This is a genomic window from Aeromonas sp. ASNIH1 (assembly GCF_002934285.1).
Taxonomy (GTDB): domain Bacteria; phylum Pseudomonadota; class Gammaproteobacteria; order Enterobacterales; family Aeromonadaceae; genus Aeromonas; species Aeromonas caviae.
On record NZ_CP026228.1, the window covers coordinates 3741412 to 3757713 of the forward strand.

16 protein-coding genes are annotated in these 16302 nt (G+C 63.1%); 6 read left to right on the plus strand and 10 right to left on the minus strand.

All coding sequences use genetic code 11. The features are described from left to right. Positions 1 to 34: 34 nt before the first annotated feature. Together C2U37_RS18285 and C2U37_RS18290 are read right to left on the minus strand one after the other, a co-directional pair. Positions 35 to 850 carry a carbon-nitrogen hydrolase family protein gene (locus C2U37_RS18285; RefSeq protein WP_010674469.1) on the minus strand — a complete coding sequence of 272 codons (816 nt, stop codon included), beginning with the start codon at positions 848 to 850 and terminating at the stop codon, positions 35 to 37. A gap of 8 nt (positions 851 to 858) precedes the next feature. Beyond that, entirely contained in the window at positions 859 to 2010 is a 1152-nt protein-coding gene (locus C2U37_RS18290; protein WP_104452870.1) for a methionine aminotransferase, read from the minus strand. Positions 2011 to 2125: 115 nt separating this feature from the next. On the opposite strand from C2U37_RS18290, the gene C2U37_RS18295 reads away from it, so the two are divergent. Beyond that, on the plus strand, positions 2126 to 3016 hold the full coding sequence (locus C2U37_RS18295) for a LysR family transcriptional regulator (RefSeq protein WP_010674471.1): 891 nt from the start codon (positions 2126 to 2128) through the stop codon (positions 3014 to 3016). Positions 3017 to 3111: 95 nt separating this feature from the next. Here the strand turns inward: C2U37_RS18295 and araA are convergent, their stop codons facing one another. From araA to C2U37_RS18310, 3 genes are read right to left on the minus strand one after another with little or no spacing between them, the layout of a single operon-like run. Then, positions 3112 to 4611, minus strand: coding sequence for an L-arabinose isomerase (gene araA / locus C2U37_RS18300; RefSeq protein ID WP_010674472.1), 1500 nt, complete (start codon positions 4609 to 4611; stop codon positions 3112 to 3114). A gap of 14 nt (positions 4612 to 4625) precedes the next feature. Next, the gene (locus tag C2U37_RS18305) at positions 4626 to 5324 is read right to left on the minus strand and encodes an L-ribulose-5-phosphate 4-epimerase (protein WP_010674473.1); all 699 of its coding nucleotides are present in this window, start codon (positions 5322 to 5324) and stop codon (positions 4626 to 4628) included. After that, entirely contained in the window at positions 5321 to 6997 is a 1677-nt protein-coding gene (locus C2U37_RS18310) for a ribulokinase (protein WP_010674474.1), read from the minus strand. Before C2U37_RS18310 ends, C2U37_RS18305 begins: the two co-directional genes overlap by 4 nt. A gap of 360 nt (positions 6998 to 7357) precedes the next feature. Between C2U37_RS18310 and C2U37_RS18315 the strand changes: the two genes are divergently transcribed. The 4 genes from C2U37_RS18315 to araC all read left to right on the plus strand — a co-directional run bounded on the left by C2U37_RS18315 (position 7358) and on the right by araC (position 11998). Beyond that, positions 7358 to 8341, plus strand: a complete 984-nt coding sequence (locus C2U37_RS18315; protein ID WP_052815225.1) for an arabinose ABC transporter substrate-binding protein — start codon at positions 7358 to 7360, stop codon at positions 8339 to 8341. A 66-nt stretch (positions 8342 to 8407) separates the two neighbouring features. Beyond that, entirely contained in the window at positions 8408 to 9904 is a 1497-nt protein-coding gene (araG, locus tag C2U37_RS18320; RefSeq protein WP_010674476.1) for an L-arabinose ABC transporter ATP-binding protein AraG, read from the plus strand. Positions 9905 to 9952: 48 nt separating this feature from the next. Further along, positions 9953 to 10954 (plus strand): L-arabinose ABC transporter permease AraH, encoded by a 1002-nt coding sequence (gene araH / locus C2U37_RS18325; RefSeq protein WP_010674477.1) that lies wholly within the window; start codon positions 9953 to 9955, stop codon positions 10952 to 10954. A 132-nt stretch (positions 10955 to 11086) separates the two neighbouring features. Next, positions 11087 to 11998, plus strand: a complete 912-nt coding sequence (gene araC, locus C2U37_RS18330; protein ID WP_104452871.1) for an arabinose operon transcriptional regulator AraC — start codon at positions 11087 to 11089, stop codon at positions 11996 to 11998. Between the two features lie 69 nt (positions 11999 to 12067). On the opposite strand, the gene ykgO is transcribed toward araC, so the two are convergent. Next, positions 12068 to 12193: a type B 50S ribosomal protein L36 gene (gene ykgO, locus C2U37_RS18335; protein WP_010674479.1), complete on the minus strand. Its 126-nt coding sequence runs from the start codon at positions 12191 to 12193 to the stop codon at positions 12068 to 12070. Beyond that, on the minus strand, positions 12190 to 12459 hold the full coding sequence (locus C2U37_RS18340; protein WP_039040091.1) for a type B 50S ribosomal protein L31: 270 nt from the start codon (positions 12457 to 12459) through the stop codon (positions 12190 to 12192). Before C2U37_RS18340 ends, ykgO begins: the two co-directional genes overlap by 4 nt. A gap of 225 nt (positions 12460 to 12684) precedes the next feature. On the opposite strand from C2U37_RS18340, the gene C2U37_RS18345 reads away from it, so the two are divergent. Then, positions 12685 to 12939, plus strand: a complete 255-nt coding sequence (locus C2U37_RS18345; RefSeq protein ID WP_010674481.1) for a DinI family protein — start codon at positions 12685 to 12687, stop codon at positions 12937 to 12939. Between the two features lie 251 nt (positions 12940 to 13190). On the opposite strand, the gene C2U37_RS18350 is transcribed toward C2U37_RS18345, so the two are convergent. The 3 genes from C2U37_RS18350 to C2U37_RS18360 form a co-directional block, all read right to left on the minus strand. Then, the gene (locus C2U37_RS18350) at positions 13191 to 14003 is read right to left on the minus strand and encodes a DUF2927 domain-containing protein (protein WP_052258834.1); all 813 of its coding nucleotides are present in this window, start codon (positions 14001 to 14003) and stop codon (positions 13191 to 13193) included. Positions 14004 to 14023: 20 nt separating this feature from the next. Continuing rightward, the gene (locus C2U37_RS18355; RefSeq protein WP_010674483.1) at positions 14024 to 14527 is read right to left on the minus strand and encodes a M48 family metallopeptidase; all 504 of its coding nucleotides are present in this window, start codon (positions 14525 to 14527) and stop codon (positions 14024 to 14026) included. Between the two features lie 131 nt (positions 14528 to 14658). Next, the gene (locus C2U37_RS18360; RefSeq protein WP_104452872.1) at positions 14659 to 16302 is read right to left on the minus strand and encodes a hypothetical protein; all 1644 of its coding nucleotides are present in this window, start codon (positions 16300 to 16302) and stop codon (positions 14659 to 14661) included.

Below are 16302 nucleotides of genomic sequence, written 5' to 3' on the forward strand. Positions count from 1 at the left end.
GGTGTCATTCCTAGCGTGCTAAAGGGTGCCGGCCTCAAGGGCCGACGGCTATCTTGCGATGGGTGAGGGCCGGCAACTGGCTGCGCACCGTGCGCTGTGCTGCCAGATCCAGGGTGGCGATGGCCATGCCCTGACCCTCCTCTACCTGGGCCAGTATCCGGCCCCAGGGATCGATGATCATGCTGTGGCCGAAGGTGCGCCGCCCACCGGGGTGATGTCCCCCCTGGGCACTGGCAAACACGAAGGCCAGGTTTTCCACCGCACGGGCCCGCAGCAGCAGCGCCCAGTGCGCGAGCCCGGTGGTGTGGGTGAAGGCCGCGGGCAGGGCGATGAAATCGGGGGCGGGCCCCAGGCGAAACAGCTCCGGGAAGCGCAGGTCGTAGCAGATCCCGAGGCGCAGCACGCCCCAGGGCAGGGGATGGCTCACCACCTCCCGGCCCGGGGTCATGGTCGCGGCCTCGTCATACTGCTCCTGCCCGGTGCAAAAGCCAAACAGGTGCAGCTTGTCGTAGCGGCTTGCGAGCTGCCCTTGCGGGTCGATGAGCAGGCTGCTGTTGTGCATCTTGCCTGGCTCCTCGCTTTCAAGGGGCAGGGTGCCCGCCAGCAGCCAGAGCCCGAGCTCCCGGGCCAAGCCTTGTGCCCAGGCAAGCAGGGGGTGATCGCCAACGGGGGCGGCCAGGGCCACGCGCGCCCGCTCATCGACCGGCATCAGGTAGAAATATTCGGGCAGCAGGGCCAGCTCTGCCCCCTCGGCCGCGGCCTGACGCAGCAACGCCTCGGCCTGGGTCAGGTTGTGGTCAAGGTCATCCCCGGAGACCATCTGGAGGACGGCAACGCGCAGTGAATCCATGGTGCCCCCTAGACGGCGCACAGGCGCTCGGCGCCCGCCAGCAGGGTGTCGTCATCCTTGGAGAAGGAGAGGCGGATGACTCTTTGATCCGTGCCGTCGTGATAGAAGGCGGAGACCGGAATGGTGGCGACCCCGTGATCGCGGATGAGCCGCTGCACGAAGAGGCTGTCGGGCTCGTCGCTTACCCGCTCGTAGCTCGCCAGCATGAAGAAGCTGCCCGCCGAGGGGAGCAGGGTCAGGCGCGAATCCGCCAGGGCCGAGGCGAGCAGGTCACGCTTGCGCTGGTAGAAGGCTGCCAGCCCCTGATAGTGGGCCGGTTGCTGCAACAGGTGGGCGAAGCCGTACTGCATGGGGGTGTCGGCGGCGAACATGGCGAACTGGTGCACCTTGCGGATCTCCTCCATCAGGGGACGGGGAGCCACGCAGTAGCCCACCCGCCAGCCGGTGACGTGGAAGGTCTTGCCGAAGGAGAAGACGGCGACGGAGCGCTCCACCAGCTCCGGATAGCGGATGACGCTCTGGTGCAGGGCGCCGTCGAACACCACGTGCTCGTACACCTCGTCCGAGAGGATCAGGATGTCGGTGCCGCGCACCAGGCGGGCGAGGCGCTCCTGATCCCCTGCCTGCCAGACGGTGCCGGTGGGGTTGTGGGGGGTGTTGAGCACTATCATGCGGGTGCGGGGGGTGATGCGGGCGGCCACCTCGTCCCAGGGAATGGCGAAATCCGGCGCCTTGAGGGCGATCACCACAGGGGTGGCTCCCTGCAACTGGATCATGGGGCGGTAGCTGTCAAACGCCGGCTCGAACATGATCACCTCGTCGCCGGGGTGAACCAGGGCGGTGATGGCGCAGAACAGGGCTTCGCTGGCGCTGGCGGTGATGGTGATTTCCTCGCCCGCGTCATAGTGATGGCCGTAGCTGGCTGCAATCTTGGCCGCCAGTTGTTCGCGCAGGGCAGGCAGCCCCGTCATGGGGGCGTACTGGTTTTCACCGGCCAGCATGGCCTCGTGGGTCACCCGGATGAGCTCGGGATCGCAGGGGAAGCTCGGCGCCCCCTGGGAGAGGTTGATGCTGGGGTGGCGGGCGGCCAGATCCCCGATCACGGTGAAGATGGTGGTGCCCACCTGGGGCAGTTTGCTGGAAACCTGGGGGATGGACATGGGGCCGTCACCTGCGTGTGTGAAAGAGGTCCCTTTTTAGCCCCCCCAAGGCTTGCCGGACAACGGATTATTCGGCATGGTATGCATGAGTTTTTCTCAAGCATGGAGGCTTGTCATGTTGTCCACCCAGCCGCGTACTCAGTTGCCTCTCTATGGCCTGCAGGTCTTCGAGTGTTCTGCCCGCCACCTGAGTTTTACCCTGGCTGCCGACGAGCTGTGCGTGAGCCAGGGGGCGGTGAGCAAGCAGATCGCCCAGCTGGAGGCGCGCCTGGGCCACCTGCTGTTCGTGCGCGGCACCCGTTGTCTCACCTTGACCCCCGCCGCCGAGCGGCTGCTGCCTTTCGTTCGTGAAGGGCTGGCCCGCATGGGGGAGGGGCTCAGCGCCTTGCAGACCCTGCCCCACGAACAGGCGATCAGCATCAAGGTGCCCTCCTGCGCCAGCCGCTGGCTGCTGCGGCGGTTGCAGGCGTTCGAGGGGGAGGCGGTGGAGGTGCGTGGCAGCCATAGCCATGGCATCGACTTCTCCCGGGAGCCCTTCGATCTCGCCATCGTCTACCAGCCCTGCCTGGGGCGCTATCCCCACAGCCAGCCCCTGTTTCGGGAACGGCTGACCCCGGTCTGCGCCCCGGCGTTTGCTGCCAAGCATCGTCTGTTCGAGCGCGACCTGAACGAGCTGCCCCTGCTGCCTCTCATCCATGCCAGCGCCGATAGGCGGGACTGGCGCAACTGGTTCGCTGCCTTCCTCGACATCCCCTGGCAGCCCCAGGGGGGGCAGCTGTTCGATACCCTGGACTTGGCGATGAATGCCGCCTTGCAGGGGTTTGGCCTCTCTCTCGGGGATCCCACCATAGTGGCCGAGGAGCTGGAGAGCGGCGCCCTGGTCGCTCCCTTTGCCCCCGTGCTGGAGACGGATCACGAATACGCCCTGATCGCCCGGCCCGACAGCCAGCGCCACGGGGTGCAGCGAGTCTGTCACTGGCTGCTGGAGGGGGAGGGTCATCCCTGAGGGACGCGAAATGAAACAGCCCCGCGGGCGGGGCTGTTGTCAGGTGAATACCATCTCCATACAGTCATGGTGATGGCCGCTGGCCGATTAAAGGGTCACTGGCAGATCTTGTAGTAGACCTCGTTCCAGCGCAGTTGCTCCTTGAGCGCGGGGATGCGGGTGTGCTCGTCGATGACCACAAACTCGATACCCATGATGTCGGCGAAGGTGCGCAGCTGCTCGATGTCCACCGCCTGGGTGAACACCGAGTGGTGGGCGGCGCCCGCCAGGATCCAGGCCTCGGCGCTGGTCTGCAGGTCCGGCAGGGGTTTCCACAGGGCGCTGGCCACCGGGAGTTTCGGCATGGCCTCTGGCAGGTCCACCACTTCCAGCTGATTGACCACCAGGCGGAAGCGGTTGCCGAGATCGATGAGGCTGGCGTTGACCGCCTTGCCCGCCGGGGCCGCGAACAGCAGGCGGGCCGGATCGGCTTTCTTGCCTATGCCTAAGTGCTGGGCGTCCAGCACGGGTTTGCCTGCGGCGATGGAGGGGCAGACCTCCAGCATGTGGGCCCCCAGCACCAGGTTGTTGCCCGCTTCCAGATGGTAGGTGTAGTCCTCCATGAAGGAGGCACCCCCCGCAAGGCCATATCCCATCACTTTCAGGGTGCGCAAGAGGGCCGCTGTCTTCCAGTCCCCTTCTGCCCCAAATCCGAAGCCTTGCTCCATCAGACGCTGGCAGGCGAGGCCCGGCAGCTGGTGCAGACCATAGAGATCTTCGAAGGTGGTGGTGAAAGCGCCAAAGCCGCCGTCGGTGAGGAACTTCTTCATCCCCAGCTCCTGGCGCGCCGCCTCGTACAAGGAGGCACGCAGCGGCCCACCCGCCAGCACCGCCTCGGTCAGGGTGTAGGTCGCTTCATATTCGGCCAGCAGCGCCTCGATGTCGCTCTCGGGCACGGCATCGATCACCTTGACCAGATCGCCGACCGGGTGGTAGTTCACCTGATAGCCGAACTGGATCTGGGCCTCAATCTTGTCGCCCTCGGTGACCGCCACGTTGCGCATGTTGTCGCCAAAACGGGCGATCTTGAGGTGGCGGCTGTCGTGGATGGCGGCGGCGATGCGCATCCAGTTGCCAATCTTCTGTCTGGCCTCTTCATCTTGCCAGTGACCCACCACCACGGTGCGCGGCAGCCGCAGGCGGGCCCCCATGAAGCCGAACTCGCGCCCGCCGTGGGCGGTCTGGTTCAGGTTCATGAAGTCCATGTCGATCTCGCTCCAGGGGAGATCCCGGTTGAACTGGGTGTGAAATTGCAGCAGGGGCTTTTGCAACTGGCTCAGCGCCGGGATCCACATCTTGGCGGGGGAGAAGGTGTGCATCCACACCATGAGCCCGGCGCAGCGCTCGTCGTGGTTGGCATCCCGGGCCACCGCGCTGATTTCATCCAGGGTGGTACCGGTGGGTTTGAGCACTATCTTGAGGGGCAGGTTCGCCCCCTCGTTGAGCTGGCTGGCGATGGTGTGGGCGTGATCGGCCACCTGCTTCAATGTGGTGGCGCCATACAGGTGCTGGCTGCCGACCAGGAACCACACTTCCAGCTGTTTCATCAATTCCATGAGTTTGTCCTCTTTTAGGCTTTTGTCTGGCCGTAATAGGCGTGTTTGCCATGCTTGCGCTGGTAGTGCTTCTCCAGCAGGTAATCGGGCAGGGGGCGGGCCCCCGGGTTGATCTGGCCGGTGAGCCAGGCCATGCGGGCCACCTCTTCCAGCACCACGGCGTTGTGCACTGCATCCTCGGCGCTCTTGCCCCAGCTGAAGGGGCCGTGGTTGGCCACCAGCACCCCCGGCATGGTGAGGATGGGGGTCTGCTTGAGGGTTTCGACGATGAGATGACCGGTCAGCCCCTCGTAATCCTCCTCCACTTCGCCCGGGGTGAGCAGGCGGGAGCAGGGGATCTCGCCGTGGAAGTAGTCGGCCTGGGTGGTGCCGAAAATGGGGATGGGACGCCCCGCCTGGGCCCAGGCGGTGGCATGGGTGGAGTGGGTGTGCACCACGCCGCCAAGCTCCGGATAGGCGCGATAGAGCACCAGGTGGGTGGCGGTGTCGGAGGAGGGGCGAAGGTCCCCCTCCACCTGCTTGCCCGCCAGATCCAGCACCACCATGTCCTCGACCCGCATCCGCTCATAGCTGACGCCGCTTGGCTTTATCACCACCAGATTGCGCTCTCGGTCGATGCCGCTCACGTTGCCCCAGGTGAAGGTCACCAGGCCATGGCGCGGCAGATCCAGATTGGCGGCGAGCACCTGATCCTTGAGGGTCTTGAGGTTCATGCCGGCACCCCCCGGTTGTAGAGCGGTTCGGCGGCGGCGCCCCAGGCGAGGTAGCGCTGGTAGAGGCGTTCATACTCGGCGACCCGCTCGGGGTGTGGCTGGTGGGTGCGCTCCACGGCGCTCGCCATGTGGTGCTGGGCCTTGGCCACATCGGCGTGGATCCCGGCCGCCACGGCGGCAAAGATGGCCGCCCCCAGGGCGCAGCACTGATCCGAGGCCACCACCTGGATAGGCCTGTTCATCACGTCGGCGCAGGTCTGCATCACGGTGGTGGACTTGCGGGCGATGCCGCCAAGGGCGATCACCTGCTCCACCGGCACCTGCTGACTGGTCATGCACTCCATGATGCTGCGGGCACCGAAGGCGGTGGAGGCCACCAGGGCACCGAAGAGATCGGGGGCATCGGTGCCGAGGTTGATCCCCGTGAGGGTGCCCTGCAGGCGCTGGTTGGCATAGGGGGTGCGCCGGCCGTTGAACCAGTCGAGCACCACCGGCAGGTGCGCCAGGTCGCGCTGCTGATCCCAGGCGGCGGCGAGGCTGGGTAACAGGGCCTGCTTGTGGCGCTCGATGGCGGTGCGAAGCTCCGGATACTGGGCGGCGAGGCTGTCCAGGGGCCAGCCGAGCTGGCGCTGATACCAGGCATAGATGTCACCGAACGCGGACTGTCCTGCCTCCAGCCCCACCATGCCCGGCACCACGCTGCCGTCTACCTGGCCGCAGATCCCGGCAATGGCCCGATCACCTATGGTGGCCTCATCTGCGATCAGGATGTCGCAGGTGGAGGTGCCTATCACCTTCACCAGCGCATTGTTGCCGGCCCCGGCTCCCACCGCCCCCATGTGGCAGTCAAAGGCGCCGCCGGCGATCACCACCTCGCAGGAGAGGTGCAGCCGCTCCGCCCACTCCGGGGTCAGAGTGCCGACCGGGAGATCGGCGGTCCAGCTGCCGGTAAAGAGGGGGAAGTCGAGATCCTCCGTCAGCAGGGGATCCAGGGCATTGAGGAAGTCGGCGGGCGGCAGGCCGCCCCAGCTCGGGTGCCAGAGGGACTTGTGGCCGGCGGCACAGCGCCCGCGCTTGAGGGTGGCCGGGGCCTGGGTGCCGCTCAGGACGGCGGGGACCCAGTCACACAGCTCGACCCAGTTGCAGGCGGCGGCGCGCACGGCGGCATCGGCGCGGGAGACGTGCAGGATCTTGGCCCAGAACCACTCGGAGGAGTAAATGCCGCCGATGTAGCGGCTGTAGTCGGGGAACTGGCCGCCGTGGCACAGGGCGGTGATGGCCTCCGCCTCCTCGATGGCGGTGTGATCCTTCCACAGCACGAACATGGCGTTGGGGTTGTCGGCAAACTCCGGACGCAGGGCCAGCACGCGCCCCTCTCTGTCGATGGGGGCGGGGGTGGAGCCGGTGCTGTCCACCCCGATGCCGCGCACGGCGGTGCGCTGACTCGGCGTGAGCTGGCTCACCACCGCCACCACTGCCTGCTCCATGGACTCCAGATAGTCGAGGGGGTGGTGGCGGAACTGGTTGTTGACCGGTTGGCAGTAGTGGCCTGCCTGCCAGCGCGGGTAATAGACGACATGGGTCGCCAGCTCGGCGCCGTCCTGGCAGCGCACGGCGAGTGCCCTGACCGAGTCGCTGCCGAAATCGAGTCCGATGACGATGTGCTCAGACATAAGTGCTCCTGACCATCAATGAGGGGTGACTGGGGGGAACCATAGGAGATGGGCAGGAGGGGCGGTTAGCCATTGGCTGCTGGAAATATGGATTTTAACGCTGTCAGTGCGACAGGGTGACGGCTCTCTAAAATTCAATATGTGACGAAATTGCTAATTATATAGACGAAATGGCTGCAATCTCATGGCGTGATCCTGCTCTCCATTTTTAATTGTGAAAACGATTACAACTTGGTTCGCTCAATCAGCAACAACAATAACGTCCTGTTTAAGCATGTTTTTATATGGCTGCGACTTGATTGACTCAACGAGCAGCACTGCGTGGATACATGGATTGATAGAACCGTTGGAGACATTCGCATGAACAAAATCGTTAAAGGCATGATCGCGATGGGGTTCGCCCTTGGTATGGCAAATTCTGCTTTCTCGGCCGAAGCGCTGAAGCTGGGCTACCTGGTCAAGCAGCCCGAGGAGCCCTGGTTCCAGACCGAGTGGAACTTCGCCGACAAGGCGGGCAAGGAACTGGGCTTCGAGGTGATCAAGATAGCCGTCCCCGACGGGGAGAAGACCCTCAATGCCATCGACAGTCTGGCGGCGAATGGCGCCAAGGGCTTCGTCATCTGTACCCCTGATCCCAAACTCGGTGCCGCCATCATGGCCAAGGCCAACAGCATGGATCTGAAGGTCATCACGGTGGATGACCAGTTCGTCAACGCCAAGGGCCAGCCCATGGAGCAAGTGCCCCTGGTGATGATGGCCGCCACCAAGATTGGCGAGCGTCAGGGTCAGGAGCTCTACAAGGAGATGCAAAAGCGCCAGTGGGACGTAAAGGCGACCGGGGTGCTCGCCATCACCGCCGACGAGCTCGACACCGCCCGTCGCCGGGTCGAGGGCTCCCTGGGCGCGCTCAAGGCCGCCGGTTTCCCCGAGGGCCAGATCTTCCACGCGCCCACCAAGAGCAACGACATTCCGGGGGCGCTGGATGCCGCCAACTCCATGCTGGTGCAACACCCCGAGGTCAAGAACTGGCTCATCGTCGGCATGAATGACAACACCGTGCTCGGCGGCGTGCGCGCTACCGAAGGGCAGGGCTTCAAGGCGGAGAACGTCATCGGCATCGGTATCAACGGGGTGGATGCGGTGAACGAGCTCTCCAAGTCCAGCGCCACCGGCTTCCTCGGCTCCCTGCTGCCCAGCCCGGACGTACACGGCTACAAGAGCATCCAGATGCTCCATGACTGGGTCGTCAACGGCGCCGAGCCTGCCAAGTTCACCGAGGTGACCGACGTGGTACTCATCACCCGCGACAACTTCAAGGCCGAGCTGCAAAAGAAAGGGCTGTGATCCCCATCCCTTGATACCCATGCCGGCATGGCGGAGTGCGCCGTGCCGGCTGGCTGGAGTCATCTCATGAATCAAGTTCCATATCTGGAGTTTTGCGGCATCAGCAAGGAGTTTCCCGGCGTCAAGGCGCTGCAGAACGTCTCCTTCGCCTGCCAGCAGGGCACGGTACACGCGCTGATGGGAGAGAACGGGGCCGGCAAGTCCACCCTGCTCAAGATCCTGAGCGGTTTTCAGGCGCCCACCCGCGGGGTGGTGAAGCTGGCGGGTCAGGAGAAAGTGTTCCAAAACACGGTCGATGCCCTTGAGAGCGGGATCGCCATCATCTATCAGGAGCTGCACCTGGTCCCTGAAATGAGCGTGGCGGAGAACATCTACCTGGGGCAGTTGCCGACCCGGCGCGGCGTCATCGATCGGGAGAAGCTCTATCAGGATGCAGCCAGGCAGCTGGCACGCCTCGGGATGGATGTCTCCCCCGAGACGCCGCTCAAGTACCTGTCCCTGGGTCAGTGGCAGATGGTGGAGATCGCCAAGGCCCTGACCCGGGACGCCAGCGTCATCGCCTTCGACGAGCCGACCAGCAGCCTCTCGTCCCGCGAGATTGAGCAGCTGTTTCGGGTCATCCGCCAGTTGCGGGACGAGGGCAAGGTCATTCTCTACGTCTCCCACCGCATGGACGAGATCTTCGCCCTGTGCGATGCCATCACGGTGTTCAAGGATGGCCAGTTCGTGCGCACCTTCGCTTCCATGGCCGAGGTGGACCGGGATCTGCTGGTCAAGACCATGGTGGGGCGCGAACTGACCGACATCTATGGTTACAGCCCAAGGCCGCTTGGCGAGGCGGGCCTCAAGGTGGAGCACCTGATGGGGCCCGGCCTCAAGGCGCCGGTGTCGCTCGAGGTAAAGAGAGGGGAGATCCTCGGCATCTTCGGGCTGGTGGGGGCCGGGCGCAGCGAGCTGATGAAGCTTATCTTCGGCGCCGAGACACCTCGAGGGGGCGAGATATCGGTGTTTGGCAAACAGGTTGTCATTCAGAGCCCCATCGACGCCATTCGCAGCGGCATCATGCTCTGTACCGAAGACAGGAAGGCGCTCGGCATCATCCCCATCCATTCGGTGCAGGAGAACATCAACATCAGCGCTCGCCGCCACCACGCGTGGGGAGGCTTCTGGATCAACCAGAAGTGGGAAGACGAGAACGCGAGGCTGCGGATCCGCGACATGCGGGTCAAGACCCCGTCTCCCCAGCAGGCCATCATGAACCTCTCCGGCGGCAACCAGCAGAAGGCCATTCTGGGGCGCTGGCTGTCGGAAGACATGAAAGTGATCCTGCTCGACGAGCCGACCCGAGGCATCGACGTCGGGGCAAAGAACGAGATTTACAACGTGATTTACGATCTGGCCAAGGTGGGCATCGCCGTGGTGGTGGTCTCGAGCGAGCTGCCGGAGGTGCTGGGCATCGCGGATCGGATCCTGGTCATGCGGGAGGGGGAGATCGCCGGAGAGCTTTCCCACGACGAGGCCAACGAGGTCAAGGCGCTCAATCTGGCCATGCCGGCCCGTTGATCTGCTGACCGCAACGAGATAGCACCCGGAATTTTCAGGAGAAATACCATGACAACAACGACCTCGGTCGGCCAAGCCGCCAACGACACCGCGGCGAGCGGTACCCGCCTGCAACTGACCCGCATCTGGGATCAGTACGGCATGCTGGTGATCTTCGCCATCCTGTTTCTGCTCGCCTGCGTGCTGGTCCCCAACTTCGCCAGCCTTATCAACATGCGGGGGCTCGGGCTTGCCGTCTCCATGTCGGGCATGGTGGCCTGCGGCATGCTGTTCTGCCTCGCCTCCGGCGAGTTCGACATGTCGGTGGGCTCCGTGGTGGCCTGCTCCGGGGTTGCCTGCGCGGTGGGCATCAACGCCACCGAGAGCATCCCCCTCGGTATTCTGGCCGGTCTCTCGGTGGGCCTTGTCTTTGGCCTCATCAACGGCATCGTCGTGGCCAAATTCAAGATCAACGCCCTCATCACCACCCTTGCCACCATGCAGATGGCGCGCGGGGTGGGCTACATCATCTCCGACGGCAAGGCGGTGGGCATCGTGGAGGAGGGCTTCTTCGAGCTTGGCAACTCCGCCCTGCTCGGCATCCCGACGCCCATCTGGCTGACGGCTGTCTGCTTCGTGTTGTTCGGTCTGCTGCTCAACAAGACCACCTTCGGGCGCAATACCCTGGCCATGGGGGGCAACGAGGAGGCGGCGCGTCTGGCCGGGGTCAACGTGGTGCGCACCAAGATCATCATCTTCACCATGACCGGGCTCATCGCCTCGCTCGCCGGCATCATCCTCGCATCCCGCATGACCTCGGGTCAGCCCATGACCTCCATCGGCTTCGAGCTGGTGGTGATCTCCGCCTGCGTGCTGGGTGGGGTCTCCATGAAGGGGGGGATCGGCAAGATCTCCTACATCATCGCCGGGGTGCTGATCCTGGGGCTGATGGAGAACGCCATGAACCTGCTCAACATCTCCCCGTTTGCCCAGTACGTGGTGCGTGGCCTCATCCTGCTCGCCGCCGTGCTGTTCGACCGCTACAAGCAGGTGCGCAAAGCCCGTATCTGAGCGATGTCTTTCCTCGTCACCGGGTCGGCCTCGCGCCGGCCCGGTGTTTTCCCCGGCAAGCTGTGAGCCAGTTCAACAATTTCACAACGCACAGCTTGCGAACTTAGGGGGTTCCTACGCCGGATCTCTACAATGGCCCATGTCGACTTTTTTACCGAAACCCTGTTTTCCGCCATGTCCTCGATGCAAAAAGAGAAGCCGAAACAACTCAATCCCCTGCTGCCTGGCTATGCCTTCGACGTCTTCCTGGTCTCGGGGATGACTCCCATCGAGCAGGGGAGCGCGCTGGATTTCACCATCGACAGGCCCCACGGCATGAAGGGGTTCATCGTCAACCTGACCATCAAGGGCAAGGGGCAGATCTTTCAGGGGGACAAGGCCTTCACCGTGGAACCCGGCGACCTGCTGCTCTTTCCTCCAGCGGCGGTGCACCATTACGGCCGGGCGCCGGATGCCCGGGAGTGGTATCACCGCTGGGTCTATTTCCGGCCGCGGGCCTATTGGGCTGACTGGCTCAAGTGGCCCCAGGTGACGGAGCAGGTGGGGCGGCTGCAACTGGCGGACAACCAGCTGCTCACCGAATTCGACGCCCTCTTCCTCGACATCGAGGAGACCCACAAGCAGCTGCGGCCCATGTCGGAGCAACTGGCCATGAACCTCTTGGAGCGGTTGCTCATCCGCTGCTACGAGGCATCGTCCCAGAATGCCTATCCCGCCATCGATCACCGGGTCCACGAGGCATGCCAGATCCTGAGCGAGTCCCTCTCGGCCGAGATCTCGGTGGAAGCGCTGGCGGAGCAGGTGTTCTTGTCCCCCTCGCGCCTCGCGCACCTGTTTCGCGAGCAGGTGGGGGTGAGCATAGTGCGCTGGCGCGAGGATCAGCGCATCATGCGGGCCAAGCTGCTGCTGCAGACCACGCCGCTGTCGGTCTCCACCATAGGCCAGCAGGTGGGCTATGACGATCAGCTCTACTTCTCGCGGGTGTTCCGAAAGCGGGTAGGGGTCAGCCCCACCGAATACCGCAAGTGCGCCACCCCGCTATGAGCAGAGCCCAGAGATGACAAAGCCCTCATGACGAGGGCTTTTGTTATCCATGAGGGGGCGGATGCGCAATCAGCCCTGACGAGCCTTGAACCTGGGATTGCTCTTGCAGATGACGAACAGCTTGCCGCGCCGACGCACGATCTGGCAATCCGGGTGACGCGACTTGGCGGATTTCAGGGAGGCGAGGACTTTCATTGTTTCTCTTTTCCTTTGCTGAAGAACTGACCGAATCGCTGGCCGAAGCGAGCGACCTGACCTTCCTTGCCGACCTGCTTCTGTTTGCCGGTATAGAAGGGGTGGGACGCGCTGGAGACATCCAGCGTCACATAGGGGTAGGTGTTGCCATCTTCCCACTCTCTGGTGCGATCGGTGGCCAGCGTGGAGCCGATCAGAAAGTAGGTATTGCTGGCGAGATCGTGGAACAGAACCTTGCGGTATTCAGGGTGAATATGGGGGCGCATGATTGCCTCTTTTGTTATGTTATAACAAGACGTGAATAATGCGATGGATGAGAATTAATATCAACTGTTTTTTCCATGATGACAGCGATGGGGGAAAATCGGGGCCGTTCGGCTGCACATCGTCAGCAAGAAGGCATGGGCGGTGAGGGCCTATGTGCAGCCACCATCTTTACTTTTCAAAATTACTGTATAAAAATACAGTAAACTATCATGGAGACGTACCTTATGCGCCTGGAAATCATCATCGACAGAAAACACCAGATTCCCACCTCGACCATGGAGGCCTTGCGCCAGGAGCTGCTCAAGCAACTGGGTGAGCGCTTTCCCGATCTGCATGTGCGGGTGGCACCGGGTAGTGCCATGGCTCTGACGGTCAGTCGCGCCAGCAAGGAAGACAAGGAGCTGGCCGAAGCCATGGTGCAGGAGGTGTGGGAAAACGCCGATAGCTGGATGCCGGAAGAAGAGGCTCTGGAGGCCTGAAGATAAGCTCTCAGCGGCAAACATCGTCGTGATCCGCCAGGGCGCGAGGAGGAACCTCCAGCCGGATGATGATCCCTGTACCGGCTTTGCCGAACCGCTCTTCAAAACACGCAGCCTCGGGCTGCGTGTTGCGTTGATGGGGTAAGCGCATGACCATGAAGGCGAAAGGCGAAAGGCGAAAGGCGAAAGGCGAAAGGCGAAAGGCGAAAGGCGAAAGGCGAAAGGCGAAAGAGTAATGTTTCTGGCTGCGCTCAGAGTCCCGCCCAACGCTTGAGGCTGTCGACCTGCACCCGTTGGGTGGCCTGTGCGATGTCGCCATTGGCACGCAGTGCCTTGAGGGCGGTGGGGAGCGCCGCGCGTACCTCGTCCGCCGTCATGCCCGGTTGCAATGCCGGGTGGTAGGCAAGCCTGAGCAACACGTAATCGAGCCCGGTCAGAAAGCTGTCGATGCTGCTGTCATTGAAGATGGAAGGGAACACCTTGTCCGAGTCGTTGGGCAGCCCCATCACCTGGCTCAGCTCTTCCACCACGCAATCCAGAAAACGGCCCTTTGCCCGGCTGTAATCCACCGGAATGATGATGGTGGCACGGGTGATCTCGTAGCGAGCGTTGGTGGCGAAATTGGCCAGGCAGATCCCCTCCTTGAGGGCGATGCGCACCGACTCGTCCTGGCGCATGGTGCGCGCAGCCCAGCTCGCCATCTGTTTGTGCCGGGTCATGATGAGGGTGAGATTGGGGTTGTCGTTGACAATCTCGATGGGGTGACCGGTGATCCTGCTCAGGTGACGGGTCTGTACCTTGACGACCTCGGCCTGCAGCGGCTTGTCGCCGAATTCGTTGACGAGCTTGAGACGCACGGGGCCCGGCCAGCGGGAGAAGTGCTCCTGTTGTTCATGGCCATACTCCCGTTTCATGGCGATTTCCATGAAGCTCTGGACAAGGTAGTCATCACGCTGCCAGCGTTCGGTGGCCGACAGCGGCAGGGAGAAGAGCCAGAGCATCAGCCCCGGGAGCAACCAGTGCCCATGGCGAACGGGCTGGAGAGGTGTGTGCCATGGGCGCATCTTGCCTCCTTGCAAGGGGATCAGCGGGCGGTACGCTCGATATCACGCCAGGTGAGCCAGAGCCTGAGATCGAACTCCAGTTGATGATAGTCCGGTTCCATGTGCTGGCAGAGTTGGTAGAAAGCCTTGTTGTGATCCTTCTCCTTCAGGTGGGCCAGCTCATGCACCACTATCATCTTGAGAAAGGCGGGATGGGCCTCCTTGAACAGGGCGGCGATGCGGATCTCGTTCTTGGCCTTGAGCTTGCTGCCTTGCACCCGGCTGACATAGGTGTGCAGTCCCAGGGCATCCTTGATCACGTTGATCTTGCCGTCGAAGATCACCTTGGAAAGCGGCGCCGAGCTTTTCAGGTAGCGGTTCTTCAGCTCCATGGTATAGGCGAGCAGCGCCTTGTCGCTCTGGACGAGGTGGGTTTGCGGGTAGCGTTTGGCCAGCATCTCGCCGAGTTTGCCCGCCGCAATCAACTGCTGTACCTGAGCCTTGAGTGGCTCCGGATAGCCCCCCAGATAAGTCAGCTCCGCCATGATTCTTCCCTCTGCCGCAAAAAAGAGCGCCATTGTAGTCAGGATGGGGCCCCTTGAACATGGTCGGCCCCCCTCTTTATGACGACAACGAAAAGGGGCCATCACCAGGATGGCCCCTTCTGTGTGCCTGATTAGCGGCGCCGGTACAGGCCCGGGTCCACCTCTTCATACTGGGCTGCCAGATACTGGTAGAAGGCAAGGTGGGAGGGGGAGGTCGGAGTCTTGAGCTCCTGTGCCACCCGCTCCGGTTTGGCGATGATGAATTTGGGTTGTTGGCGCTGGATGTCAGCCAGCACCCGCTCGCGCACATCGTAGGGCGGGTTGACGTTGGCAAAGAACAGATAGGCGGAGGCCGGCTGGCGATCGGTCCAGAGGTAGTATTGCGGCTGGATGCCATCGACCCAGATCTTGTCGGTAGGCGCCGTCTCGGCCAGGATACGATCGACCCTGACCTGGGCGGGGGGATTGAACGGCCTACCCTTGAGATTGCCTTCCCAGGCGTTGTTGACCAGCAGTACCAGCATGGCCAGCGAGGCGAGCCAGGGGGTGGCGCTTCGCACGTCCCAGGCGCGCCAGAGCGGGACCAGAATGAGCACGGGCAAGGCCCACAGCAGGCTGTTGCCGAGCACCTCGCGCACCCGCTCCAGAGACCACTCCTTGGTGCTCCAGCCGTAACCGAGCTGCTGGGCCAGCAACCAGCTGGCGGTCAGCACCACCAGGGAGATGCAAAGTAGCCCCAGGGCATCGGATCGCTGCTCGCTTCTGTCCAGCAGGCAGGCGAGCGGCAGCAGGCCAAGCTGCAGATAGAGCACATCATAGTGATCGAACACATGGCCGGAGACCGAGTTGGCGATCAGGGTGAACAGCACCCCCAGCAGGGTGGCGCACAGCGCGGGGAGATACCACTCCTGGCGGCGCCCGAGCATCAGGACGAGGAAGGCGGGCAGCAGCATGATGAGGCCGGTGCGCAGCAGACCGACGGCGCCCACCTCAGGAGAGAAGCCGTTGCCGTAGCTCCCTTCGAAGAAGATGCCGAAGGCGTAGTATTTGAACTCGGCCAGCACGTCGTGGTGCTGGAAGTAGGCATAGAGCGGGCCGCCGACGAGGGCCAGTCCAAGCAGGCTGGAAAAGAGCAGGGCAAAGGCGCAGCGCCACTGCTCACGCAGGCACCAGTGACAGAAGAGCACCAGATACCAGGCACCCCAGAAGGCGCCGTTGTTGGTGCGCATCCAGGCCACGATGGCGAAGGTGAGTGCGGCGACCAGGGCCGGTCCCCAGCTGAATCGCTTGTCCAGCAGCATGGTGATGAAAGCCCACTGGGCGATGAGGGCCAGATGGAATGTCCAGTCCTCTGTCATGTTGCCGTAGTAGTAGCGAGTGCTGTAGAGCGCCAGCAGGGCCAGCATGCTGCCAAGTCGCGCCCGCACCGAGAGCCCGAGCTGCGAAAAAGCCTGCCAGCTCGCCATGAGGCCCAGCCAGCAGAGCACCCACTCCAGCAGCCAGATCCCGAAGAAGCCACCAAGGCCATAGCCCAGTGCATCGAGGGCGAAGATCATGGGACCCTTGATGTCGATCATGTCCCGATAGAGTACGCCCCCCTCGCTCCACATCTTGCCCATCACCGCAAACAGGGAGGCATCAAATCCCGGGGCCATGCCGTGGAACAGCGGATTGCGCAGACAGAACAGCAGAGCCATCAGGGCGGTGAGCAAGATGACCGACGGCCTGATCCCGGGATTGTGGCGGTGCGGGGTAAAGCGGATGGCATGATTCAT

Excerpts from the sequence above, each read along its gene's own strand:
- C2U37_RS18295 (WP_010674471.1), top strand. The coding sequence starts at position 2,126 with ATGTTGTCCACCCAGCCGCGTACTCAGTTGCCTCTCTATGGCCTGCAG.
- C2U37_RS18290 (WP_104452870.1), bottom strand. The coding sequence starts at position 2,010 with ATGTCCATCCCCCAGGTTTCCAGCAAACTGCCCCAGGTGGGCACCACC.
- C2U37_RS18305 (WP_010674473.1), bottom strand. The coding sequence starts at position 5,324 with ATGAACCTCAAGACCCTCAAGGATCAGGTGCTCGCCGCCAATCTGGAT.
- C2U37_RS18345 (WP_010674481.1), top strand. The coding sequence starts at position 12,685 with ATGCGCCTGGAAATCATCATCGACAGAAAACACCAGATTCCCACCTCG.
- C2U37_RS18340 (WP_039040091.1), bottom strand. The coding sequence starts at position 12,459 with ATGCGCCCCCATATTCACCCTGAATACCGCAAGGTTCTGTTCCACGAT.
- araH (WP_010674477.1), top strand. The coding sequence starts at position 9,953 with ATGACAACAACGACCTCGGTCGGCCAAGCCGCCAACGACACCGCGGCG.
- C2U37_RS18350 (WP_052258834.1), bottom strand. The coding sequence starts at position 14,003 with ATGCGCCCATGGCACACACCTCTCCAGCCCGTTCGCCATGGGCACTGG.
- C2U37_RS18285 (WP_010674469.1), bottom strand. The coding sequence starts at position 850 with ATGGATTCACTGCGCGTTGCCGTCCTCCAGATGGTCTCCGGGGATGAC.
- C2U37_RS18315 (WP_052815225.1), top strand. The coding sequence starts at position 7,358 with ATGAACAAAATCGTTAAAGGCATGATCGCGATGGGGTTCGCCCTTGGT.
- araG (WP_010674476.1), top strand. The coding sequence starts at position 8,408 with ATGAATCAAGTTCCATATCTGGAGTTTTGCGGCATCAGCAAGGAGTTT.
- araA (WP_010674472.1), bottom strand. The coding sequence starts at position 4,611 with ATGGAATTGATGAAACAGCTGGAAGTGTGGTTCCTGGTCGGCAGCCAG.
- C2U37_RS18360 (WP_104452872.1), bottom strand. The coding sequence starts at position 16,302 with ATGAATCATGCCATCCGCTTTACCCCGCACCGCCACAATCCCGGGATC.
- ykgO (WP_010674479.1), bottom strand. The coding sequence starts at position 12,193 with ATGAAAGTCCTCGCCTCCCTGAAATCCGCCAAGTCGCGTCACCCGGAT.
- araC (WP_104452871.1), top strand. The coding sequence starts at position 11,087 with ATGGCCCATGTCGACTTTTTTACCGAAACCCTGTTTTCCGCCATGTCC.
- C2U37_RS18355 (WP_010674483.1), bottom strand. The coding sequence starts at position 14,527 with ATGGCGGAGCTGACTTATCTGGGGGGCTATCCGGAGCCACTCAAGGCT.
- C2U37_RS18310 (WP_010674474.1), bottom strand. The coding sequence starts at position 6,997 with ATGTCTGAGCACATCGTCATCGGACTCGATTTCGGCAGCGACTCGGTC.